The 23782-nt window shown below is 45.8% G+C and carries 28 protein-coding genes; 14 read left to right on the top strand and 14 right to left on the bottom strand.

Annotated features, from left to right (window positions below):
* The first annotated feature begins 53 nt into the window (after window positions 1-53).
* Together AYW76_RS03115 and AYW76_RS03110 are read left to right on the top strand one after the other, a co-directional pair.
* A complete protein-coding gene (locus AYW76_RS03115) occupies window positions 54-266 on the top strand; it encodes a hypothetical protein (protein WP_067215623.1) in 213 nt (70 codons plus the stop codon).
* Between the two features lie 180 nt (window positions 267-446).
* Window positions 447-851 (top strand): hypothetical protein, encoded by a 405-nt coding sequence (locus AYW76_RS03110; protein ID WP_067215620.1) that lies wholly within the window; start codon window positions 447-449, stop codon window positions 849-851.
* A gap of 4 nt (window positions 852-855) precedes the next feature.
* Here AYW76_RS03110 and AYW76_RS03105 read toward each other — a convergent pair whose 3' ends face one another.
* Window positions 856-1047 (bottom strand): hypothetical protein, encoded by a 192-nt coding sequence (locus tag AYW76_RS03105; RefSeq protein WP_067215617.1) that lies wholly within the window; start codon window positions 1045-1047, stop codon window positions 856-858.
* Window positions 1048-1131: 84 nt separating this feature from the next.
* Here AYW76_RS03105 and AYW76_RS03100 point away from each other — a divergent pair, with 84 nt between their 5' ends.
* Window positions 1132-1488 carry a hypothetical protein gene (locus AYW76_RS03100; protein WP_067215614.1) on the top strand — a complete coding sequence of 119 codons (357 nt, stop codon included), beginning with the start codon at window positions 1132-1134 and terminating at the stop codon, window positions 1486-1488.
* A gap of 507 nt (window positions 1489-1995) precedes the next feature.
* Window positions 1996-2235: a hypothetical protein gene (locus tag AYW76_RS03095; RefSeq protein WP_067215612.1), complete on the top strand. Its 240-nt coding sequence runs from the start codon at window positions 1996-1998 to the stop codon at window positions 2233-2235.
* A gap of 270 nt (window positions 2236-2505) precedes the next feature.
* Here AYW76_RS03095 and AYW76_RS03090 read toward each other — a convergent pair whose 3' ends face one another.
* The 5 genes from AYW76_RS03090 to polA form a co-directional block, all read right to left on the bottom strand.
* Window positions 2506-3966: a helicase-related protein gene (locus AYW76_RS03090; protein WP_067215609.1), complete on the bottom strand. Its 1461-nt coding sequence runs from the start codon at window positions 3964-3966 to the stop codon at window positions 2506-2508.
* A gap of 104 nt (window positions 3967-4070) precedes the next feature.
* The gene (locus tag AYW76_RS03085; RefSeq protein ID WP_067215606.1) at window positions 4071-4676 is read right to left on the bottom strand and encodes a DEAD/DEAH box helicase; all 606 of its coding nucleotides are present in this window, start codon (window positions 4674-4676) and stop codon (window positions 4071-4073) included.
* Window positions 4673-6121, bottom strand: a complete 1449-nt coding sequence (locus AYW76_RS03080; RefSeq protein WP_067215603.1) for a Hachiman antiphage defense system protein HamA — start codon at window positions 6119-6121, stop codon at window positions 4673-4675. Before AYW76_RS03080 ends, AYW76_RS03085 begins: the two co-directional genes overlap by 4 nt.
* Entirely contained in the window at window positions 6118-7248 is a 1131-nt protein-coding gene (locus AYW76_RS03075; RefSeq protein WP_067215600.1) for a ComEC/Rec2 family competence protein, read from the bottom strand. The genes AYW76_RS03080 and AYW76_RS03075 overlap by 4 nt, the downstream gene beginning before the upstream one ends.
* 163 nt (window positions 7249-7411) lie before the next feature.
* On the bottom strand, window positions 7412-10141 hold the full coding sequence (gene polA / locus AYW76_RS03070) for a DNA polymerase I (RefSeq protein ID WP_067215597.1): 2730 nt from the start codon (window positions 10139-10141) through the stop codon (window positions 7412-7414).
* A gap of 350 nt (window positions 10142-10491) precedes the next feature.
* Between polA and AYW76_RS03065 the strand changes: the two genes are divergently transcribed.
* The 8 genes from AYW76_RS03065 to znuB all read left to right on the top strand — a co-directional run bounded on the left by AYW76_RS03065 (window position 10492) and on the right by znuB (window position 16506).
* A complete protein-coding gene (locus tag AYW76_RS03065) occupies window positions 10492-11454 on the top strand; it encodes a homoserine kinase (RefSeq protein WP_067215595.1) in 963 nt (320 codons plus the stop codon).
* A gap of 3 nt (window positions 11455-11457) precedes the next feature.
* Window positions 11458-12030 (top strand): DUF1007 family protein, encoded by a 573-nt coding sequence (locus AYW76_RS03060; protein WP_067215592.1) that lies wholly within the window; start codon window positions 11458-11460, stop codon window positions 12028-12030.
* A gap of 41 nt (window positions 12031-12071) precedes the next feature.
* On the top strand, window positions 12072-12704 hold the full coding sequence (locus AYW76_RS03055) for a LysE family translocator (protein ID WP_067033383.1): 633 nt from the start codon (window positions 12072-12074) through the stop codon (window positions 12702-12704).
* Window positions 12705-12737: 33 nt separating this feature from the next.
* A complete protein-coding gene (locus AYW76_RS03050; RefSeq protein ID WP_067215588.1) occupies window positions 12738-13349 on the top strand; it encodes a MarC family protein in 612 nt (203 codons plus the stop codon).
* Window positions 13350-13425: 76 nt separating this feature from the next.
* Window positions 13426-14418: a nickel/cobalt transporter gene (locus tag AYW76_RS03045; protein ID WP_231872534.1), complete on the top strand. Its 993-nt coding sequence runs from the start codon at window positions 13426-13428 to the stop codon at window positions 14416-14418.
* Window positions 14418-14915 (top strand): Fur family transcriptional regulator, encoded by a 498-nt coding sequence (locus tag AYW76_RS03040; protein WP_067094590.1) that lies wholly within the window; start codon window positions 14418-14420, stop codon window positions 14913-14915. Before AYW76_RS03045 ends, AYW76_RS03040 begins: the two co-directional genes overlap by 1 nt.
* Window positions 14912-15694 (top strand): zinc ABC transporter ATP-binding protein ZnuC, encoded by a 783-nt coding sequence (gene znuC / locus AYW76_RS03035; protein ID WP_067215585.1) that lies wholly within the window; start codon window positions 14912-14914, stop codon window positions 15692-15694. The genes AYW76_RS03040 and znuC overlap by 4 nt, the downstream gene beginning before the upstream one ends.
* A 17-nt stretch (window positions 15695-15711) precedes the next feature.
* Window positions 15712-16506, top strand: coding sequence for a zinc ABC transporter permease subunit ZnuB (gene znuB / locus AYW76_RS03030; RefSeq protein ID WP_067033394.1), 795 nt, complete (start codon window positions 15712-15714; stop codon window positions 16504-16506).
* An 81-nt stretch (window positions 16507-16587) separates the two neighbouring features.
* Here the strand turns inward: znuB and AYW76_RS03025 are convergent, their stop codons facing one another.
* The 4 genes from AYW76_RS03025 to AYW76_RS03010 are packed head-to-tail and all read right to left on the bottom strand — an operon-like array spanning window position 16588 to window position 18968.
* Entirely contained in the window at window positions 16588-17052 is a 465-nt protein-coding gene (locus AYW76_RS03025) for a DoxX family protein (protein ID WP_156489010.1), read from the bottom strand.
* An 11-nt stretch (window positions 17053-17063) separates the two neighbouring features.
* Window positions 17064-17810, bottom strand: coding sequence for an HvfC/BufC N-terminal domain-containing protein (locus AYW76_RS03020; RefSeq protein WP_067215578.1), 747 nt, complete (start codon window positions 17808-17810; stop codon window positions 17064-17066).
* A complete protein-coding gene (gene bufB, locus AYW76_RS03015; RefSeq protein WP_067215574.1) occupies window positions 17794-18684 on the bottom strand; it encodes an MNIO family bufferin maturase in 891 nt (296 codons plus the stop codon). The genes AYW76_RS03020 and bufB overlap by 17 nt, the downstream gene beginning before the upstream one ends.
* A gap of 8 nt (window positions 18685-18692) precedes the next feature.
* Window positions 18693-18968 carry a BufA1 family periplasmic bufferin-type metallophore gene (locus tag AYW76_RS03010; RefSeq protein WP_067215571.1) on the bottom strand — a complete coding sequence of 92 codons (276 nt, stop codon included), beginning with the start codon at window positions 18966-18968 and terminating at the stop codon, window positions 18693-18695.
* Between the two features lie 234 nt (window positions 18969-19202).
* On the opposite strand from AYW76_RS03010, the gene AYW76_RS03005 reads away from it, so the two are divergent.
* On the top strand, window positions 19203-19433 hold the full coding sequence (locus AYW76_RS03005) for a hypothetical protein (protein ID WP_067215568.1): 231 nt from the start codon (window positions 19203-19205) through the stop codon (window positions 19431-19433).
* 60 nt (window positions 19434-19493) lie between these two features.
* On the opposite strand, the gene AYW76_RS03000 is transcribed toward AYW76_RS03005, so the two are convergent.
* The 4 genes from AYW76_RS03000 to AYW76_RS02985 form a co-directional block, all read right to left on the bottom strand.
* A complete protein-coding gene (locus AYW76_RS03000) occupies window positions 19494-19697 on the bottom strand; it encodes a zf-HC2 domain-containing protein (RefSeq protein WP_067215564.1) in 204 nt (67 codons plus the stop codon).
* Window positions 19694-20320: an RNA polymerase factor sigma-70 gene (locus tag AYW76_RS02995; RefSeq protein WP_067215561.1), complete on the bottom strand. Its 627-nt coding sequence runs from the start codon at window positions 20318-20320 to the stop codon at window positions 19694-19696. Before AYW76_RS02995 ends, AYW76_RS03000 begins: the two co-directional genes overlap by 4 nt.
* A 92-nt stretch (window positions 20321-20412) precedes the next feature.
* A complete protein-coding gene (locus tag AYW76_RS02990; RefSeq protein ID WP_067215558.1) occupies window positions 20413-20865 on the bottom strand; it encodes a hypothetical protein in 453 nt (150 codons plus the stop codon).
* A complete protein-coding gene (locus tag AYW76_RS02985; RefSeq protein WP_067215555.1) occupies window positions 20862-21419 on the bottom strand; it encodes a gamma carbonic anhydrase family protein in 558 nt (185 codons plus the stop codon). Before AYW76_RS02985 ends, AYW76_RS02990 begins: the two co-directional genes overlap by 4 nt.
* Before the next feature lie 165 nt (window positions 21420-21584).
* Here AYW76_RS02985 and prlC point away from each other — a divergent pair, with 165 nt between their 5' ends.
* The gene (prlC, locus tag AYW76_RS02980) at window positions 21585-23615 is read left to right on the top strand and encodes an oligopeptidase A (RefSeq protein ID WP_067215552.1); all 2031 of its coding nucleotides are present in this window, start codon (window positions 21585-21587) and stop codon (window positions 23613-23615) included.
* The last annotated feature ends 167 nt before the right edge of the window (window positions 23616-23782 follow it).

The raw sequence follows: 23782 nt of genomic DNA, 5'->3' as shown, positions 1-23782 counted from the left end.
GAGAAGACGTTGGGCGGACTAATAACAATTGTTAGAACCCCGTTAGAGAATACATGGTCGCTCATCCCATCGACTACAAGTGGTCGAGTTATCGCTTTCATGCACAAGAGTCTCTGGGTCTACAAAGTGAGCTCTGGCAGTCACATGAGCTCTATCTCAAACCAGGGCATCAGCAAAGTGCACGAGCAAAGCTTATCAAGCATTATTCAAATACCATATTCCCGACGAAAAGCTTGGGCGGATTCGATTCGCTAGGCATTGGGTAACGCACGTTTTAAAGAAGGGATTGAGCAGCTAACAGGTAGGTGAGTGACGACAAGGAAGCGAGGTAGAAAACCGAGTTAGATGGATTAACTTTCATCTGGCTTCAGTTGTTTGATAAAATAGCGGCAATTTTAATAGAGAGGCAATGAAGCCTTATTCTTTAATAATACGGATATTTCAAAATGAAGATTAAGTGTCCTACCTGCGATAAAAACAGCAAAATCGAGTACTCTGAGTACATAAACTGTACTCACTGCGGTTCATCATTTTCTGGTTATTCCTTCCGAAAATTCAAAATTCCTGTCGCTATAGCCATTACATCCAGCATGATTGGTTTCGCTGCCAATGAGCGTGTAGAAGAGCTTTGGGAAGATCAAAGATATCCACTAAGTGTCGAGTATGAGTTAGTAAATCTTTGTGTTAATCAGTCGCAGTCTCTTATGTCGAATACATGGCATGCTAATAAAACTAAAATCTGTATATGTGCGATGGAGCGAACAATGAATGATGTAACACTTTCAGAGCTAGAAGAAAACGAGTCACGATTTGTGACTCGTTTGCGCTCAAATATTAAAAGCTGTAATTAAATAATTACTTTTTAGGTGGGTTATTGCCACGACCACCTCCTGATGGATTTCCGGTTGTGCTAGGACCGTTAGGCGGCGTTGCAAATTGACGGTTTGCAGCAGACATTGCACGAGCGGCAAAGCTTCCTTTCGCAACTTTGCCACCATGGGTTTTGGCTTCAACACTTTGGATACGAGCCGCGGCTTCTTTTGTCATTTTAGTAATAACGAATTCCTCTTAAGTTAATTTGATTGTGCCCCGCTGGGCACAACATCAATATAAAAAGGTGCATAGGGACAGATGGGGACAGAGACGGAAAAACTTCAGAAAGAAATCAAAATACTGCTAAAAAAGATAGGCTGGTCTCAGGCTCAATTAGGTCGAGAGCTTTATTATGAAAAGTCAGATGCCGACAATGATGATGAACTTCAACAGTGGCAAGAGAAGGTCAAAAAGCAGCTAAGTAGATCAACGACTCCAGCAGAAACATTACAAGCGTATTTGGACTTTACACTCTCGCATGGAGATGCTCGAGTGCTTCAACAGGTGAGAGGGCAGCCAGTAAAGCTTGGATTTATTTCTAATAGCTTGACAGGAGAGATTGCGAAGCTATCTAAAGAGCTTGATAGGCAGAGTAATTCAGGTAGAAGTAAGTGATCTGATTATGGAATTTCAATAGTCATTTTCAGGTTGATTTCACAAAGGCGTTAAACACTTTTTGTGGCGCATCCTCGCGGTTAAAATTGTGAAACAACCCATGCCGAAGTGGGCACAGAGCTGATTTTATCTAACTACTACCAGAATGCTTGCTACAAGCGTCGACCGAAATAGGTAAAACGAAACAGTTACTCGCCTAGTACTCCCGCACTTTCTTCTCATCCAGTATTGCCTGACTTGGCAAGAATTCGGCATGTCTAAGAAATGCTAAATACCTACAAATTCTACGATATTGAGGGTTCAGAAGCAGAAAAAGCCAGTTTCAGGTGAAACTGGCTTGCTTGACAGAGCTGAGCGTTGGATCATTTTTTTAGGTGGGTGGCCTGTTAAGATTCTTCTCGTCCAGTATTGCCTGACTTGGCAAGAGTACAGTACGCCTAAAAAGCGCTAAATCTCGATAATTTCAACGATATGGACGGTAACGAAGCATGAAAAGGCCAGCTTTAGATGAAACTGGCTCCCTTGATAGAACTGAGTACTGAATCACTTTTTAAGGTTGGTGGCCTGTTAATGTTACCAAGCATTCTTCAAATAGCACATTCCGACGAAGAGCTTGGGCGGACTCGATCTGCCATGCATTCCGATATGGCATTGGGGAACGCGCGTTTTAAAGAAGAGATCGAGCAACTAACAGGTAGGCGAGTGACGCCAAGGAAGCGAGGTCGGAAGCAGAGCCAGATGGATTAATTTTCATCTGACCCCAATTGTTCCAATTTTGGGTAAAGGGAAATGGTTTGCTCGGAGCTGAGAAATACCAGAGAAGCAAAGTAAAAACCGAGTCAGATGGATTAATTTTCATCTGACCCCAATTGTTTTGAAAAAGCGCTAAATCTCGATAATTTCTACGAAATGGATGGTAACGAAGCAGAAAAAGCCAGTTTCAGATGAAACTGGCTCATTCCTTGTAGATGAATGCTGAATCACTTTTTAAGGTGGGTGGCCTGTTAAGTTGACCTACTACATATATGTGAGTGCTTTTTTTACAAAGCCTAACTCATACTCTGATAGATGTTTATATGAAGTTTCATCTGAATTAATTAAAAACTCAATCACAGAGTCTATACTATCAATATCTTCAATTTTACTTCTATTGCTCTCTATAAACTTCTTAGCCACTTGATTGGGTATACCAAACTCTTCTAACGAATTTATTGCGGCAGGATAATAGAAATTTTCAAGTGTAGCTGCAAAAGGCTTAAAGTCGCCAAATGGATAATCAAACCTTTTAAAAATCAACTCTTGAATATCACTTACTGCATATATTATCTTTGGTAAGTTATAGTTCACTAGGTTCTTTTTAAAATTAAAAACAGCTTGAATGGAATCATCTACACTATAGGTCTTATCGCGACCATTCCAGTAGTCATAGTTTTGAGTAATTAATTCTTTATCATCGACTTTGTTTATTATATCAACCAATTTTCTATGTAATTGACTAGCAGAGCGAACTGTGCCACCGCCCATGGAGGATATATTAAAATGATCGAACAAAACATTAGACAAATGTCGTAATTCAAGAGATGTAGGATATATACCATCCCAACACATCATTCTATTCCAAGCATTAAATTTTTCGATAAGCTCTTCAGCAAAATTTATCAATTTATTGGGATCTATACCCTGATGTTTAATCAATAACGACATAGGAAGAATATTCTGATCATAGAACTTCTTGACTCTATTTTTATTTTCTTCATGAACATCTTCGCCCAAATGAAGTAATAGCGATTCAGATGCATTTTTGCTTTGAGTTACTACTGGAACATCAATAAAAGGAAGTTCAACTTGAGGCTTGTCACCAAATATATAAACGTTACCGATAAAGTGCTCAAACATTCTACCCGAACGTCCGGAAATATTATTGAACGTAAACATATCAAGCTTAGTTTTTTTTGTAATACAATCGTCATATATTACTATGTTTTTCGCATTTGTATTAACACCTTCAATTAAAGTCGAAGTACAAATCAGAATATTGATTTTCGATTCATTGAATAGATCTACAATTAAAGCGCCAACAGCTCTTGGTAGTTGAGCATGGTGATATGCAATACCATGTTTCACACCCTCAACTAAAGACCATTCGTTATGAAAGTTATCAGCCAACCATTCAGCAAGATCATCATTAGTGTCATCTGGAGTCAGTAGGCCTGCGCTCAAAAGTCGGCACATTAAAGAACTGACTCGTTGGGGCGATTTGCAATATATTACAGTTTGTTCTTTTCTTCCAATAGAAGTTAATATTGACTTTAAGATTTCATCTCTCTCAATATCAACTAGAGCGTCTTTACCCGTTGTTTTAAGAGGATGATAGAACTCATTTGTTGCAACAGTAGCGTAAGAGTCGAACTTTAGAAAAGTACATCTCAACTCCTCTTCAATTCCAGAAACTAATCCATTTATCTTAGGGCCTAACATGTAGAACCTCTTACACTTAGCGTGCAAAGCTCTAAATGCCAAATTTAGTCGGTCACATCTCTCATCGTTTTTACCAACAGGAGCCAGTTTATAGAACTCGTCGATTATAAAAAATCAACGGATTCAATACGGCTATACTCCAAAACTCTTTCTTGAGTCAGAATGAAAATATTTCTATCACTAGGTTCCTGCGATACCTGCGTAACAATTTTATATTTGTCTTTATACTTGAAAAGTTTCTTCTTTAATTCATCGATTAATGCAATTGTTGGAACGACAATTACAATATTATTGAATTCATTGCTCGCTACTAGAGCTTCAATTATAAGGCTTTTACCAAAGCTAGTTGGTGCACTAAGAATCACATTTTCACTATTCATAATACGATGAAAAACTTCCGCTTGACGAATATGAAATGTCTTGGATTCATCTTGTGGTGTTGTGAAGAGACTACGCCTAAATTTGTCTTTTGATGTGCTATTTGACTTGTCAACATATGGAAAAAGCCCTAGCTCACCTAAAATATGATCTAGGATAAATCCATTAGGCATTTCGTGTTTTCGTTCTAGTGCCCTTATAGCGACATCTTGAACCAACGCTTCATTTGAATGACCATTAAATTCATTTACTAATGACATTAAAAAATCGTCCCAGTTATAGAACGAATCATCTGCAAGCATGTGCTTTGAAGTCTGATACCAAGTACTCATGAGTTTAACTCCTCAATCAGCGAAGAATTAACTTTTTCTACATCAGAAACGGGAAAATAAAAGACTCGAAAATCAATCAAATTAACCAGTTCCTCATTAATTCCAGATTTAAGTAACCCTCTACATTCCTGTATTTTTTGTAGGAATAGATCCTTAAAGTTATCTTTTTCATAGTTAGATATAACTTCACTATCATGCATAATGAATATTGGTATGATGATTTTATCGAACCTTTCTTCTAAATCTAGGCTAGAATCAGCAAGTTTTTCTAATTTTTCTTTATGAGGCCAAGACTCATCAATTTCAGAGGTAAGCATGATCAATCTGCTCTTTAGAGCTTTGATATTAACAATGTACTCCACATTACTTACTGCTACATTAACAGCTTCTTCAATATTACTGCTTACAGATGATGCACCAATCCATAACTCTACAGTATCGAAATTTAATACTGCGTGAGTACATGAAAACGTCTTGTTATTTACATCAAAAACCTTATTCATTACCGGTATAGTTGAATATGATTCTCGAATAGCGATGTGTAAACAAAGATCTCCAATTGCGTTCAAGTCATCCGCATGATAATTAGCTCTGGCATATTTGAAAAGACCTCTTTCACTTCCTTTAAAGTTGGCCTTATCTTTATATGATAAACAATAGTCAACAATCCAATCATATACCGACTCAGTGAACTCATCTAAGTTCCATCGCTTCATTGTAAAGCCGATATCAACACCCTTGATATTTGGATGCTCGTCATTGCAGCATATGTCGTAGTTAAATGGTGATGCAGGACAAGGAGGAGCCTTATAACCAATTCCTTCCTGAGCAACTACATTTACATCACTAGCATCAACAATTTCTCGGATAGAGCTATCGTTTAGAAAATCTTTGGTCGATAAGGCATATAGTGTGTTAGTCCCCTGCTGTACAAGCAAAATACCAATACAATAATGATCATACAGTACGGGCGAACCAGACATGCCACTATATTTGCTAACAGTGTCAGACTGAGAAATCTCAAAGCTGTATTCTCGACTTGTCATGTGCTCAAAAGAGTTAGTAACTTTTACTCTAATTGGAGCTGGATAATGCTCTTTCTCAACTGGATACCCACAAGATTTCACATCACTATCTAAGTTAACGCTTGTCGCATATAGGTCGAAAGCGCTACTTGTAGTACCAGCTGGAAGTCTCAAGACTGCTATATCAATAGCTTCATTTTTGTAAACACACTCGGCTTCGATATGTGTTCCATCAGCAAAAGCATCGCTTGTTAAGTATACTTTTACTAGCGTGGCACCATCTACAACATGATTCGCGGTTAATAGTAAATCCTGAGATATTGAGAAACACGTACCTCGCTTGGTCTTCTCATCAGGAAATGAAGCATGCAAAAGGTATATACTTTCAAGCTTAAACTCTTCCAAAGCTACCGCAGTCATACTCCAACCTCACAAGAGTTCAATAACAATTTTATCATTGGGTAGTTCTCATGCAAATCAGATACAAACCATTCTGGTATGGTCTCTACGTCATAATTCAAATGAATCTCCGTTTGCGTTTGAGTATTTACTATCGCGATTCGAGCCAATGTTTCTAAATCTGGATGCCCATGTGACTTACCATTTGTACTGATCAAATACCTATCGCATTCGATTCGTCTTAGTAAATCCAAACTCGTATTATTCTGACTTCCATGATGTGAAATCTTCACTGCGTCTACCTTGATGCTGTCTAGTTGTTGTTCATCTAACCAAGACATTACAATCTGAGCATGACAATCACCTAGATAAAGTATTTTCTTGTCTTCACACTCAACCAAAAATGAAAAACTACTTTTGTTAGTTGGTGAACTATCATCATCAAAGGTAGCGTTTGCGAGAGCTTCAATACTTGTTTGTTCTGTAGAAGATATTTGATAGTTGTAGGATGACTTTTCTTGAACACTACTTGTAAACTGCTCAAAAGCGTCATAATAAGACTTGCTTAATATCTTGGGTCTTATGTTTCGCTCTTCCAGTTTTTCTTCCCAAACTTTTTTTAGTCCTGATAAAGCACTTAGATCAGGACCAATCACATTGAACTTTAACGACCCAATCTCAAATTGAGCACATTTTTCACGGTATAGAGCCTCACCCCCGACCACGTCGTTACATGTGTACCCTTTATCAAAAATAACATATGACAAAGATGTACCCTCAGAGTATCCAATGGGATCTTTATCACCAACCTCTGAGCTCTCTTCTGACAAAGCTTGCAGCTTAACATCTGTACGAGCATCGCTTTCCTCAGTCGAAATATGACCAAATAGCTGCTCTGCTCCATTGAAATAAATCCTATCAACACTAGGACAATCTGGGTGAGTCAATAGTTTGATAACCCCATTAACGTGGTCGTTATCTATATGAGTAACAATGACAGAGTCAATCTTACTTACGTGCCCAACAATCTGTTCTTTCCAACCATCAAACGACTGAGCGGTACCGCCATCAATCAGGACAAATTCAGATAGTGTTTCTATCGAAACACAATCACCATTGCCTGCTTTGTGCATTTTTACTTTAAGCATTTTTTACTGCCATAAAAATTAAATGATGACATGCTCTTACTTCGCGTTAATGTTATATAAATGATTTCAGCACTAACCATATATCCAACAATATGCTCTGGCGCCAATCGTTTTTAACTGTTGATATGAATAACGGCTGTTGATAAACACTCTTGACTATATATCAATGCGCCTCGTCCCAGTTGTTGCCAACCCCTGCCTCTACCAACAACGGCACGTCGATCTGGCTGCTATTCTGCATAATCTCGACAATCTTTTCCTGCGCGGCATCAAGGTCTTTCTCAGCCACTTCGAAGATGAGTTCATCGTGTACTTGCATGATCATTTTCACGTCGAGGTCGGTGTCGGCGAGCCAGTCGTGCATGTTTATCATGGCGCGTTTGATGATGTCGGCGGCGGAGCCTTGCATCGGGGCGTTGATGGCGGTGCGTTCGGCGGCTTGGCGCATCATGGCGTTTTTAGCTTTGATCTCGGGAAGGTACAAACGACGGCCGAAGATGGTTTCCACGTAGCCTTTCTCTTTGGCACTTTCACGGGTGTTGTCCATGTAGGTGCGCACGCCTGGGTAGCGTTCAAAGTAGCGCTGGACGTATTTTTGCGCCTCTGGGCGGCCGATGCCGAGTTGTTTCGCGAGGCCAAAGGCCGACATGCCGTAGATGAGGCCGAAGTTAATGGCTTTGGCACGGCGGCGCTGTTCGCTGGTGACCTCGTCTGCCGTGGTGTCGAAAACTTCTGCTGCTGTCGCCTTGTGCACATCTTGGTCGTGCGCAAACGCGTCCAATAATCCTTTATCTTGCGATAGGTGCGCCATGATGCGCAGCTCGATTTGCGAGTAGTCGGCCGCGATCAGCTTGTAGCCTTCGGGTGCGATAAAGGCTTGGCGGATGCGGCGGCCTTCGGTGGTTCGAATCGGGATGTTCTGTAAGTTCGGATCGGTCGACGACAAACGCCCTGTCGCGGTGATCGCTTGATGGTAGGACGTATGAATGCGTCCCGTCTTTTGCAACATCTCGGGGAGTTTGTCGGTGTAGGTCGACTTGAGCTTGGCAAGGCTGCGGTGTTCCATGATCAAACGTGGCAGTTCGTATTGCTCGGCCAGCTCTTGCAAGATCGGCTCCGCAGTCGAAGGTTGGCCTTTTGGTGTTTTCTTGATCACGGGCAAGCCTTGTTTCTCAAACAAGATGACTTGCAGTTGTTTCGGTGAGCTGAGGTTGAAGCTTTCACCTGCGGCTTCGTGGGCTTTGATCTCGATTTCTTGTAGCTTGCTGGCGATTTCAGCGCTTTGCGCGTGCAGCAGCTCAGGGTCGATCAATGCACCGGTTTGTTCCATTTTGGCGAGTACGGGGACGAGTGGAAGTTCGATGTCTTTGAGGACACTGATCAAATCGCCTTCTTTTTCCAGCTTCGGCATGATGGCTTCATGCAAGCGTAGGGTGATGTCGGCGTCTTCGGCCGCGTAAAACGCCGCTTGTTCCAGCTCGATTTGGTTAAAGGTTTTTTGCTTCGCGCCTTTGCCGGCGATGTCTTCAAAGCTCACCGTGGTGTGGCCGAGGAACTTGGTCGCTAGGCTGTCCATATCGTGGCGGGTGGCAGTGGAGTTCAGTATGTAAGACTCCAGCATGGTGTCAAACGCGATGCCACGCAGGGTAATGCCATAGTTATTCAGTACATTGGCGTCGTATTTTAGGTGTTGGCCGACTTTCTTTTGCGTGTCGTCTTCAAGCCAAGGTTTTAATTGCTCAAGTACCCAGTCGCGGTCCAGTTGCTCGGGCGCGTCTTCGTAATCATGCGCGACGGGAATGTAGGCGGCTTTGCCGACTTCGACACACACGCTCAGCCCCACGAGTTCCGCGGCCATGTAATTAAGGGAGGTGGTTTCCGTATCGAAGGCCACTAGGTCTGCGTTTTGGATTTTCTTTAGCCATGCATTGAAGCTGTCTTGATCTAAGACGGTGTCGTATTCCACGTCAATGTTGGCCGCTTGAACTGGCTCATCTGCGTTGTTAACGGTGTCGTCGGCTTTGCCGTGAGCAGGGGCTTTGTCGATGTCACGCAGCCAGGTTTTGAATTCCAGCTTTTGGAACCACTCACGTAGAGCGTCTTTGTTGATTTCTTCGTTTTTCAGTGTGTGTGGGTCAAACGGCAGCTCGACGTCGCATTTGATGGTCGCCAGTAGGTAGCTCAGTTCGGCCATCTCTTGGTTGTCTTCCATCTTTTTCTTCATGGTTTTGGAACCACGAAAGCCCAGTGCGGCGATGTCGTCCAAGCGCTGGTAGATGTCTTTGATCGAGCCGATGCCTTGCAGTAGGGCGAGGGCGGTTTTTTCGCCCACACCCGGCACGCCCGGGATGTTGTCGACTTTGTCGCCCATCAGCGCTAAGTAGTCGATGATCAGCTCCGGTGGAATGCCGAATTTGTCTTTGACGCCCGCCACGTCCATCACGGTGTCAGTCATGGTATTCACTAAGGTCACTTTATCGGTGACGAGTTGCGCCATGTCTTTATCGCCCGTAGAGACGACCACTTCGCGGCCTTCTTCGCCAATTTGCTTGGCAATGGTGCCGATCACGTCGTCGGCTTCGACGCCGTCAATGACCACAAGCGGTAAGCCCATAGCTTCGATCATGCGGTGGATTGGTTCGATCTGTACGCGCAGGTCGTCCGGCATCGGTGGGCGTTGTGCTTTGTATTCGCTGTACATCTCATCGCGAAAGGTTTTGCCTTTGGCATCGAAGATCACCACGATCGGCGAATTGGGGTAGTTATTGATTAGGCTGCGGATCATGCTGATCACACCGCGCGCCGCGTTGGTCGGTTGGCCGTCGCTGGTGGTTAACGGTGGAATCGCGTGAAAAGCACGGTATAGGTAAGACGAGCCGTCTACCAAAACCATTGGGGGAGTGCTTGTTAATGTGTCCGTAGCCAAAATAAAACCTCTGTTATAAAACGCCGTAATTGGCGTCTATTCTAGGGCGTTCAGCAGAAATTTACAGTGCTGTTTTCGGATTAGCGCGTTAATTCGCGGTTGGCTTTTTCAACGCAGCGTCGAGGCACGTCGCCTCTTGTTTGGCAAAGAAGGCACACATGAGGTGCGTTGAAGCGGCGGACAGTGGTGTATCGGGCTCGAATCGCAGCCGTTAGATGAGGTTTTTACGATAACGAATTGACCTTTTTGCACTTATTAGGGAGCATAAGCGACTTAACGCGATTACGCTTGATCTCACATAATTTTAGGTACAGATTTTGGCTGTTTACACTTCTCTCTCGGACTCTGACATGCATGGCCTTGTGGCCGATTACAACTTGGGTGAATTAGTGTCTTTTCAAGGCATTTCAGGTGGCGTAGAAAACACCAACTATTTCCTCACGACCACGACAGGTAAATACGTTCTTACCTTGTTTGAAGAGTTTGAATTTGACGAAGTGCCGTACTTCTTAGATGTGGTGTCACATCTGCAAGAGAAAGGTTTTAATGTGCCCGCCGCGTTATTTGATCAGCAAGGTGAGCGTTTGCGCGTGGTTCAAGATCGTCCAGCGATCATTGTGGATTGCTTCCCTGGCGATATCATGGATGGCACCACGGTTGAGTCGTGTCGCATCATGGGTAAAGTGTTGGCGCAGTTGCATACCGCCGGTGCGGATTTTCCGGAGCAGCGTGACAGCCATCGTGGTATGGACTGGTGGCGCAGCACGTCTAAAGCCATTGCGCCAGAATTAGAGCCTGAGCAAGCGCATTTATTGTTAGAGCAAGTGTCTGAATTTGATGACTTTATTGCGCAATACGACGACCAGCTGGCCAAAGGCACAGTGCACGGTGATTTGTTCTTCAACAACACGTTGTTTGAAGGGGATCAGCTGTCGGCGATCATCGACTTCTACAATGCCTGCCACTCTTGGTTGATGTATGACTTTGCCATCGTTGTAAACGATTGGTGTTCGGACATGACAACGGGCGAGTTGGATATGGACAAATACCACGCGTTGGTGAATGCCTATATTCATGAACGCCAACCAAATGCGGCGGAAATCATGGCGTGGCCACATATGTTAAAAATCGCGGCGTTGCGTTTCTGGTTATCACGACTTGAAGCGTGGCGCGGTGCTAAAGATGACCCAGAGCGTTTGGCGCAACAGCATGATCCAATGGAATTTCAGCGTATTTTAGAAGCGCGCGTACGTCATGTGCCGAGTCTGACGGAGAATTAATTGATGGGTCGCTGGAGTCACTTGGTTGGCGCGGGTCTTGCTCTGTTTGGTGCAAGTCAGGCGTTAGCGCATCCGCATATTTGGATCGATTCTTACTATCAAGTGAATCTATCGTCGCCGAAAGTGCAGATTCTTGAAGCCTATTGGCAATTTGATGTGTTCTCCAGTGTGGACATGCTGATGGAGTTTGATAAAAACGCCGATGGCCAATTAACCGGTGCTGAAAAAGCCGATGCGGCGACGGCGATGACGAATCTCGCGCAATACCAGTATTTTATTCGACTGCAAGTTGATGGTCGTGAGATCACGCCAGCGCAGATCGATGTGGTGGACGTGGGGGTGGTGGATCAGGCCATGACCGTTCGCCTTGGCATTACCTTGTCGGAAGACGTTGATTTACGTCGTGATACCTTGCGTCTGGGTTTTGGTGATCCTGAAAACTATTTTGCCATGGTGGTGCCGGAAGCCGGACCAATCAAATTAAATGGCATGCTGGCTGAGACTTGTACGCCAGTCGAAGCGAAGGCCGAAGAATTTTATATGGAAGGCTGGGTCGATCTTCAGTGTGATGCCTAGAGCATTGATGTCTTTTTAATCGCTGCGTACGAGGGCGTGTCATGTTAGAGCATTTTCTATGGTTGCCATTTTTGTTGGCTATTACGGTGCTAACCATGAGCCCCGGTGTGGACACCTTGTTAGTGCTGCGCAGCTCTGCTGTGGCGGGCTGGCGGGTTGGCTTTGTCTGCAGTTTGGGTATTTGCCTAGGCTTGTTTGCCCACGCGACGGTTTCAGCGCTCGGTTTATCGGTGATTTTGCTGGGATCGGCCACGCTGTTTACCGCGTTTAAATTAGCCGGTGCCTTGTATTTGGCGTATTTAGGCTTTCAGGCGCTGCGCAGTGCGTGTCACCCAAAAGGTTTAACTCTGAATGTCCCCGAGGGTCGTCAAGTGACGGCCAAAAGTGCGTTCCGTCAGGGCATTCTGTCAAATATCTTAAACCCGAAAACGATCGTGTTCTACATGGCGTTTCTGCCACAGTTTATTGACCCAGCGTATTCGGCTGTGGCGCAATCTCTGTTTATGGCTGCCCTTCACTTTATCATAGCGATGGTGTGGCAAACGTTTCTTGCGGTGATGGTTCACCGAGCAAGAGTATGGCTTGCGCGACCAAAAGTGGCGCAAGTCTTGGATGGCTTAACCGGCATATTGCTGGTGGGCTTTGGCATTAAATTGGCACTGACCCAACGCTGATCGCGTGGCGGTGCTTATTAGGTATTCCCTTATATGAGTCTGTTGATCTCCACTTGGATTAAGTTCTTTTTCCTGTTTGCTCCTTTCTTTGTGATGTCGATGTTTTTGGCTTTGACCCGTGGTCAGAGTGCCTCTGAGCGTCGTCAAGTCGCCAATAAGTCGATTATTGCTGCTCTGGCCATTGCGTTGGTATTAATGTTTTTCGGCAGTGGTTTGTTTGAGCTGCTGGGCATTACGTTGGACTCCTTTCGTATTGGCTCCGGTATCTTGCTGTTTATGTCGGCGATCAGTTTGGTGAAAGACGGTACGCGTAACCATGCGACGGGTATGCCGAATGAAGAGCGTGATGATGTGTCCGTGGTGCCGCTGGCGGTGCCGACTATCATTGGGCCTGCGACGATCGGTACGATCCTGGTCTACGGTGCCGAATTTAAAGGCTGGGATCTGGTTATCGGTGTGATGGGCTTAACCGGTGCGTTATTAACCTTAGCCGTGATTTTGTACTGCAGTTCGCTGATTGAGAAGATTCTTGGTCGCACGGGTCTGAATATCCTATCGAAAATCACTGGTTTGATTCTGGCTGCGATGGCCGCGCAAATCTTTATGGGTGGTGTCATGGGCTTTTTACACCCTGCAGCAGGATAAAAAACAGAGAATGCGTTTCCTGTGCGCTACCAGTGTTATAGTATAACAGTATGTTGATGACCTGTTGGAGTTGAGGGTGCGCATAGCGAAATGGTTAGGTGTATTTGGTCTGTTCTTTTCCAGCGTGGCGCTGGCTGCTGACCAAGTGATCGTGTTTGAGATGGGCCGTTGGGTCATGGAACAGCAGCGTGACTTTCATCGTGAACTGGCGCGTTTGGTGCAGATGCTGGCGAAAGAAGAAAATCCTGCCTTGCTGGGTAGTTTATTAGTGGCGAGCTTTTTGTACGGTGTGTTTCATGCGGCGGGGCCGGGCCACGGCAAAGCGGTGATCGCCTCCTATCTATTGGCTACTAAAGCGCCATTACGTAAAGGCATTCAGCTGTCGTTTACCTCGGCTCTATTGCAAGGCGTGGTTGCCATCAGCTTGGTTTGGGTATTGGCGCAGGTCTTAGATTTAGCAGGCAGCATTACCGAAACCACACAAGTGTTGGAGTTGGCGTCCTACGCTGCGATTGGCTTAATTGGTGTCTGGATGCTGTGGCGTCTAGCGCGCGGGAAATCGAGCTGTGGTCACGACCACAGTCAAGACGAACATGCCCATCAGCATAGTCATAGTTGCGAACATCATCATGCTGCGCCCAATCATCATGAAGCCCATCATCACGAACATCCGCATTCGTGTGGGCATGAACATGCGGGCCATCATGCACGGCTGGAAGCGCCTAAAGATGAAATTTCTACCGCCAAGCGCAGTACCCTTGCGATGGTCTCTGCGATTGGTATCCGCCCTTGTACGGGGGCTGTATTGGTGCTGTTGTTTGCCACCAGTACTGGCATTTTTAAATGGGGCGTGTTGGCGACATTGATTATGTCGCTGGGCACCGGTATCACAGTCGGGGCGTTGGCGTTGATCAGTGTATTGATCCGCGACGGTAGTTTCGCCCTTAGCCCCAGCAAATGGCGTCGTCGTCTCACCAAAATCTTAGGGGTGTTGGCTGCGTGCGCATTAATATTTATCAGTGTCACGATGATTTACAGTGACCTACAGGTAACAGGGCGGGCATTCTAATGACCGAACACAAGCATTCTCATGAGCATGTACACAATCACGATGTGTGTATTGAACAAGCATTGGAAACGGCCGAAGCGGTGTGTACTGAGCAAGGCCAGCGCCTGACAAAAGTACGTCGTCGTGCGTTGGAGCTTATTTGGCAAAGCCATCGTCCTTTAGGGGCGTATCAATTGCTGGCAAAGTTGGCAGAAGAAGGCTTTAACTCTGCACCGCCGACGGTGTATCGCGCATTGGATTTTTTAATCTCTGCGGGTCTTATTCACAAAGTGGAGTCGATGAACGCTTACCTAGGATGCGCACATGCAGACAAAGCGCACAAAGGTTACTTTTTGATTTGTGATGAGTGCCAAAATGTCATGGAGTTTGACTACCAGGACATTCATAAGACCTTGATTGCGAAAGCCGCTGAGCAGGGGTTTGAGCTGCGTTCGGATACGATTGAGCTGACTGGCTTATGCGCAGACTGTCGCGAAACAGGGTCGCAACCATCATGAGTACCCGTTTAGCCGAATTAAAAGACATTGGCATTCGTTTTGGCGATCGCCAGTTGTTAAGCAATATCAATATTACCCTGCATCAGGGTGAAATCGTCACCTTGATTGGCCCAAACGGCAGTGGAAAAAGTACTTTAATTCGTACCTTGTTAGACCTACAGCAGCCGTCTTCTGGCAGCGTGATTCGTCATAACACCCTACGTATCGGCTATATGCCGCAAAAGCTGCACATCGATCCGACCTTGCCGTTAACCGTGAAACACTTTTTGGGCTTGGTACGCGGTGTGAATAAAAAAGACATTACGCCTACGTTGAAAAAAGTCGGCATTCCGCACCTCGAAAACTCGCAAGTGCATGTGTTGTCTGGTGGCGAAACGCAGCGTCTACTGTTAGCGCGTGCGTTATTGAATCGTCCAAATTTATTAGTGCTGGATGAGCCGGTGCAGGGGGTGGATGTGAACGGCCAAATTGAGCTGTATGGCTTGATTGCCGCGATCCGTGATGAATTGAATTGTGGTGTGTTTATGATCTCACACGATTTGCATTTGGTGATGGCGCAGACGGATACGGTGGTATGTATTAATCAGCACGTGTGTTGCTCAGGGTCGCCGCAACATGTGAAAGATCACCCGGCGTACCGTGCGTTGTTTGGTGTGCCGGGAGCGGATGCTTCGTTGGCGATTTATGCCCATCAACACGATCATGTACACGATGACAGTGGTGAAGTGGTCGAAGAAGGGCATGTTCACAGCGCCAGCTGTAAACATCACGCTCATTAACGCGGAGAAGAATCGAAATGTTAGAACTGTTAATGCGCGCGTTGCTGGGCGGCTTAGGGGTCGCTGCCGTAGCCGGGCCACTGGGTGCGTTTGTAGTGTGGCGTCGTATGGCTTATTTCGGTGATACGTTGGCGCACTCGGCGTTATTAGGTGTAGCGCTGGGGTTTTTGTTAGACATTAATTTAAACCTCGCCATTGTGGTGCTGTGTGTCGGCTTGGCATTGGTGCTGGTCGCGCTACAAAAGAAACACATTATTGCGACCGATACGTTATTAGGGATTCTAGCGCATTCGTCGCTGTCGTTAGGTTTGGTTGCAGTCAGCTTCCTTGATAACGTGCGCATCGATTTGATGGCGTATTTATTTGGCGACCTATTGGCCATCAGCCAGACGGATTTGTACTGGATTTACGGTGGTGGTTTGCTGGTGATGGCGCTGTTGGTGGCATTTTGGCGGCCGTTGTTGGCGCTGACCGTGAACGAAGAGCTGGCGAAAGTCGAAGGCTACCCAGTAGAAGCCATTCGTTTATTGCTGATGTTGCTGGTCGCAGTCGTCATTGCCGTGGCGATGAAAATCGTCGGCGTGTTGTTGATTACCTCGCTTATGATTATTCCTGCTGCCACATCACGAAAGCTATCTCAGACACCGGTTCAAATGGCCACTTTTGCGGGTGTTATTGGCTGTTTGTCAGTGTGTGGCGGATTGTGGGCGTCCTATCATTGGGATACGCCAACAGGGCCAAGCGTCGTAGTCTGTGCCGCGCTGTTGTTCTTGATCGCATACACCTTGCCAACGCGTAAGATGGCGTCGTAGAAACGCGGTTAGAATCAAACAATAGACCTAAAAAACGCGACCTTGAGTCGCGTTTTTTCGTTTGAAGAGAGCAATTCAGCGTTATTTTTGACTCAGTGCATCGAGCGAGAATTTACCTGCACCGCGAGACATTATTAACAGTGCCAATGCGGCCCATGAGGCGTGTAAGGCATAGGCGCTTGGGTAGACAAAAATCTGAATGACTAGCGTCATTGCCAATATTCCGAATGCGCCTAAACGAGCGAATAAGCCTGTCAGTAGCAGGATGGGCAATACATGCTCGGCAATGGTTGCCAAGTACGCCGCTAACTCAAATGGAATAATGGGCAGAGCGTACTCGTATTCAAATAAAAACAAAGTACTGTCTTTTAACGTCGGCCAGTCGAATTCATACAAACCCGCGAACGGGTTGAATGCGAATCCCTCGATTTTGGTTTGTCCCGAAAGCCAAAAAGCAGCGGCTAATGCAAAGCGTGCTAGGAACAATACGAGTGACTCAGGTAAGCCTGAAAACAGGCGTTCAGTCGTGTTTTGGATTAAGCGCATAGCCATGACTCCTACGATTCATTAATGTCATCAAAGACTTGCCACGTCATCAATCGAGCAAGGGTTTGGCCCAAGTCGAAGCCATCGTCATCTGGTAACGCGTGGCTAAGGTTTGGGTTCTGTTTTAGGGCATTGATAAAGTGGTACTCGGCTTCACTTAGTGGGTAGCAGCAGCCGTAAAGACCGGCTTTGGTGAGCAATAAATATTCCGGTGCCGAGATCTGCAAACCCTTTAAATTGGGTTCGGGTTGTTGGTGCGCTAAATACAAGGCACCAACGGAAAAGGGGCTGTGCATGAGTTGACACTGGGCATTAAGGTGTAAGGCTAAGGCTTCTGGGTGCTGCACTTGGCTGAGTGTTTGCTGTGCTGCTTCAAGCGATAGGGTCTTGGGTTCGGCCGTATTCGTCAGCTGTAGAAGACGGTATTCCAGTTCACACAAGCTTGATAAATAGGGTAATGCTTGGGCAGGTGGAAAGTTTGCAATGAAGTCACTAAAGTTGCCGCCATATTCTGACAAGATCGGAGAAGTCGGTCGGTTTTGTTCGATGTACTCATGTGCCATCGCGTTGAAAAAGTCTTCACCCACCAACTGTTTGCACACTGGGAAGATGTCACCAAGCGCTGTTTGTAAAGACACATGGACATTGTTGCGGTAGACATTTAGTCGCTGAATACGCTCTTCTGTAGAGTGGCCTTTAATGTCATTCACTAGCTCGTCTGATTGTTTGAACAGTGCGGCGTTAAACTGGTTCTGCATGACTTTGCTCCTTTACAAGGGTGCGCAAATGATCTGCATGGCGAGCTTCTGTAAGTAATTCTGATAGGTCAGGAAAGTTGCCGTCTCGCTCAATCAGCGTTGGACAATCACCAATCAGCTCTAATGTGTGCTGATACAACTGCCATACCTCATTGGCAACCGCTTGGTCGTGGGAGTCGATTTTGAGCGACGCTTGTTCGTCTAGGGTATAACCTGCCAAATGAATCTGTTTGACCGCATGCATGGGGTAGCTCTGTAGGTATTCACACGGGCTGCGTTGGTGGTTGAAGCAGGAGACTTCTACGTTATTCACATCCAGTAATAAACCGCATCCAGTGCGTTGTACTAATTCAGCAATAAACTGTGTTTCACATAAGACACTGCTTTGAAACTCAAAATACGTGGACGGGTTTTCAATTAAGATCTGACGGTTAAGTCGGCTCTGAACCTGATCTACGTGTTGGCATAATAGGTCTAGGCGCGCTTCGGTGTAAGGTACAGGCAGCAAATCGTTTAAGAAATACTGTTGGTGAGTAGACCATGCGAGGTGTTCAGAGAACACCGCTGGATTGGTCCATTCGACCAACTTAGCGACACGTTCCAAGTGCTCAAGGTCGAGTGTCTCATCGCCACCCAATGATAGGCCTACGCCATGAACAGTGAGATCATAGTGGTTACGCACTTGTTCTAGGTAATAACGGGCAGGGCCACCGGCGCTGAGGTAGTTTTCTGCATGAATCTCAAAGAAGCCTACCTTTGGCAACTCCGCTAGGATTTGCTGGTAGTAGCTTGGTTTGAGGCTCACGCCGGTGCACTGTGCAAAGCCCGAGGGTAGTGTTTTACCCTCGGTTTGCGAGAAAGCTAAACGGGTCATAGGGTACCTTAGAAGGCTTCCAGTTTGCCGTGACCTGTTGGTGATGTTTGAGATTCCATATCCATACAAGTACCTGCAGGGACCAATTTCCAAGCGTTGCTTTGGTAGTCCTTGGTTGATGTGCCTGCACAAGAAGTACCTGGGCCAGCGGCACAGTCATTTTGACCCGCTAATGCTACGCCGTAACATTTTTCTTTATCGGCAGCTTGAGCTGGAACGGCGACTGCAGAAAGGGCCACAGCTGTACCAAGGGCTAGAGCAAGAGACGTATTTTTAGTAGACATAATTTGGATCCTCCAAAGGAACATTTTGTTAGTTACAGTCGTTAGACGCAGGCGTATATCTACTTCTTACACAAAAAATTAAATAAATTTTAAAATTATGAAAAATGTTTTTTTATGATGTTTTTATGATCGAAGTATTAAGTTTTTATGAAATAGCATAGGGTGGGGTATCGCTCTGATGACGAGGCGAGTATGGTATTTGCACGACTTAAAGATGAATAAAGGAGTACTAATATGTCTAAGCAAGAAGTAAAAGCAATCAAATCTGAAATCAAAGAGCGTAAAGAGAAGGTTGCAAAGCAGAAAGACAAAATTGCTAAGTTGAAAAAATCATTAGCGAAGAAGGCTGAAAAGAAAGTATCAAGTAAAGCGACAAGCAAAAAACCATCTGAGTCGCCAGCCAACAAATCCGCTAAAAAAGCTTCTGGTAAAAAGTCAGCTGCGAAAAAAACAACGAAAAAATAACCGTTCGTTGTCATAGAATGCCGGCAGCATAGTTCACATAGCTATGCTGCTTTTTTGTTGTTAAGTGTTATCTCCCCTCTCTTCGCGATCACTTTGTTTTACGTAACGTTGGCTGATGTCTCTAAGAGACAGCATTTGTTTACCAAACTGTCGGCAGGCTGGGCACATCGCTGTATGAATGCCTAAATTCATTTTTTCTTTGTTGGACAAAGGTCGGTCGAGTTTTTCAGATAAAAGCTGGGTCGCTTGAGTGCACTTCATCATGTATTGTTCTCCCCCTGAAACCAGTTATCTTCAAGACATTCTCGTAAACGTAATCGAGCGCGAAACAAGGTCGTGTTTAAATTGCTTACGGTCACCTCTTCGTTGTCACAAATCTCATTGGTATCCAACTCTAGAAATTCGCGCATCATAAAAAAGCGACTGTATTTAGCCGGTAACGCCTCTAAACAAGTGTCGAAAATACGCCAAAAGTGTTTACTCTCGACACCATGATCGGGTTCGTACCATTTCTGTGGACGCTCATCTTTTTGCCAATGGCCATTCTCGGTAAATAAATGATCGATCAGAGCTTCATCGTTGAGACTCGCCCCTTCTTCCAGAATACTGGCGTTGGTGTAACGTTTTTCCTTTCTCAAAATATCAATCAGCTTATTTTTGAGAATGGCAAATACCCATGTTTTTAAGGCTGCTTGGCGATTAAAACGATCAATGTTTTGATAGGCAGAGAGCATAGCATCTTGTACTGCGTCTTCTGCGAGCGCTTCATTGCGTACTTGCAGTATCGCGAATTTCAACATCTGCAAACGTAGGTCATTCATAAATTCGTTGTTATGAAAGAGCTGTCCACTAGGTTGTTTATCGGAGCGAAATAAGGCCTGTGTCATAGGAAAAACTCGGCTTGTTATTAAGAAGTTACCTAGCAATGTATCTAAGTAGACGTCACAAGCCGAGAGTTTCTTACACAAAAAGCCAAAAATTATGGGTTTAAGGCGGTAAGTATGTTGCCGAGGTGGGATTTATCGTAAGGCGGCTTGATAGAACCCGCAAATTTCCCTTCTGGATTGATAAGCAATACCTTACCTTGATGAATTGCATAGTTGTCTGCGCTCGTGACTTGGACTAAATCCTGATAAGCCGCTTGCGAAGGGGGCACTATATGGACACCAAAGGAAGCTTGCTGTGCCATTTGGCCTTGGCAAACAGCGTCACAAACTTTGGGTTGTAGGTTAATGGCCTGCCACTTTCCAGCGGTTAAGCGCTCCAGCGGCGGTACATTTCGAGGAAACTCCAGCAGTTGAATACCTAAGTTTTGTTGCGCTTCGGGCGACAGTGCAGGGTCTGCAAAGTTATTTTGGTAAGACTGAGTAGCAACCCAAAAAGCCCCCGCCACAAGCGTTACCCCAATGAATGGCGCACTTAAGCGGCTCATTTTGATTGCCCTTCCTCTGCGGCCGCTTCTGCTAAGTACTCGTCTTTGAGTTTGACGTAGTTCAGGCCGGCATATTGGAAGTATTCGATTTCTTGCTCGGACAAGGCACGCGCAGGCTTAGCGGGCGACCCTTTGTATAAAAAGCCAGATTCGAGACGCTTGCCTGGCGGCACCAGTGAGCCTGCGCCAATAATGACTTCGTCTTCAATCACCGCACCGTCTAAAATGGTGGTGCCCATGCCGACTAATACTTTGTTACCGATGGTGCAGCCGTGTAGCATGGCCATGTGGCCGACGGTAACATCGTCACCGATGTGGAGCGGGTGGCCTTCCGGCTTGTAGGTGCTTGCATGAGTGATGTGTAGGCACGAATTGTCTTGGATGCTGGTGCGTTGACCGATGCGAATGCGGTGCATATCGCCGCGAATTGCCACCAAGGGCCAAACCGAGCTGTCGTCGCCGATCTCGACGTCACCGATGATAACAGCACTCTCATCGACCCAAACACGCTCTCCAAATGTTGGCGTGTGACCACGAAATGTCTTGATAGTCATTGTCTCTTCCTTAGCACACACGGTGCAGCATTAATGAAAGCTATGGATGTGATCGTTGTTACCCCATTGAAAAAGCGCCAAGACCACATATCTTATATGTCAGTACTAAACCTATTTTTTGCAAGGTGCCGAGCATCTTGCTGACGCCAAAAAGGATACCACGATATGACACAGTCCGTATGGGATGCCACCAGCTTGCCAGAATTCTCTAAAGTTGATCCGAGTTCGGTTGCCGCTGATCTTGAGGCGTTGCTTGAAAGAAATCGCACCGACATCGAAACGGTCGTTGCAAAAAACCAGCAGCCAACGTGGGCAACGTTGGTCACACCACTCGATGAAATCCATGATCGTTTAGGTCAGTTCTGGTCACCAGTAAGCCATTTAAACTCGGTGCAAAACACACCAGAAATTCGTGAGGCCTACAACGCGTGTTTGCCTAAGCTGAGTGAATATTACACTGAACTTGGGCAAAACAAAGCGCTATATGAAGCCTACAAAGCCTTGTCTGATAGCGAAGAGGCTAAGACACTGACACCTGCACAAAGCGAAGCGCTGACACAAACGATTCGTGACTTTGAATTATCAGGTGTAGGTCTTGAGGGCGAGGCAAAGCAACGTTACGGCCAGATCAGCGCACGCTTATCTGAGCTGGGCAGTCAATTTGGTGAAAATGTATTGGATTCGACGCATGCTTGGAGCAAGGTGATTACCGATGAGGCTGAACTTGCCGGTTTGCCCGAGTCAGCCTTAGCGCAGGCAAAACAAATGGCGCAAGCCAAAGAGCAAGAGGGTTGGTTGTTCACACTAGACTTGCCATCTTACTTGCCAGTGATGAGCTACGCGGACAGCCAAGCGTTACGCGAAGAGGTTTACACCGCGTATGCTACCCGCGCTTCTGAACTTAGCAATGAAGGTAAATTTGACAACGCACCTTTGATCAGTGAAATTCTAGCGCTACGCCACGAAATGGCGCAGATCCTAGGCTTTGACAATTACGCTGAATTGTCTGTGGCAACTAAAATGGCGGAAAGCGGCCAGCAAGTCGTCGACTTTTTAGACGATCTTGCCGTGAAATCAAAGCCGTCTGCAGAGCAAGACTTAGCTGACCTGAAAGCCTTTGCCAAACAAGAGCATGGTATCGAGTCCCTGAATGCGTGGGACGTTGGCTATTACGCCGAAAAGCTGCGTGAGCAAAAATTCTCGATCTCTCAAGAAGTGTTGCGCCCTTATTTCCCAATCAACAAAGTGCTATCGGGCTTGTTCTATACCGCACAAACGTTGTTTGACGTGGACATTCGAGAAGAGTCCGGCTTCGATACGTACCACAACGATGTGCAGCTGTTTACGATCTCTAAAAACGGCGAAGACATCGCGCGTTTCTTCCTCGACCCTTACGCTCGTGAAGGCAAACGTGGCGGTGCTTGGATGGACGAATGTCGTGTGCGTCGTCGTTTAGAGGACGGCCGCTTACAGCTGCCAGTAGCGTACTTGGTGTGTAACTTTACGCAGCCGATTGGTGATCAGCCGGCACTGTTGACGCACGATGAAGTCACTACTTTGTTCCATGAATTCGGTCATGGTCTACACCATATGCTGACTCAGGTGGATGTGTCATCGGTCTCTGGCATCAACGGTGTGGCGTGGGATGCGGTCGAATTACCCAGTCAGTTTATGGAAAACTGGTGTTGGGAGCCTCAAGCGCTAGCGCACATTGCTGGTCACTTTGAAACCAATGAACCATTGCCACAAGATTTGCTCGACAAGATGCTGGCGGCGAAAAACTTCCAGTCTGGCATGCAAATGGTACGTCAGCTGGAGTTTTCGCTGTTTGATTTCCGCTTACACCGTGAATACCAAGATGGCATCCAAGTGCAAGATGTATTGGACGACGTACGCAGTAAGGTCTCAGTGAATGTGCCACCTGCGTTTAATCGTTTCCAAAACAGCTTCTCGCACATCTTTGCAGGCGGTTACGCAGCTGGCTATTACAGCTATAAATGGGCGGAAGTATTGTCAGCGGATGCCTTCTCTAAATTCGAAGAAGAGGGCATTTTCAACACTGAAACTGGTGCTCACTTCCGTGATACTATATTAGCGAATGGTGGATCACGTCCTGCAGCCGAGCTGTTTGAAGCGTTCCGTGGCCGTGAACCAAGTGTTGATGCACTGCTTCGCCATAGCGGTATTGCGGCTTAGCTTTTGGTTTTCTGGCTAGATCTGTTTCCTTTTACCTCGATGAAGGTGCATCCCTGCACCTTCGTCTTGCGTGTTCATTGATGGATGCGGTCAAAAGGAAAGCAGATCAACCTATTGGCCGTCTTTTTAGACGACTGAAAGTCTCAATCAGTAGCGGCATGATGGCG

Source organism: Marinomonas gallaica (assembly GCF_001639745.1).
Taxonomy (GTDB): Bacteria; Pseudomonadota; Gammaproteobacteria; order Pseudomonadales; family Marinomonadaceae; genus Marinomonas; species Marinomonas gallaica.
Note: the sequence above shows the minus strand (reverse complement) of the source record. Positions and strands in the feature narration are given on the sequence as shown.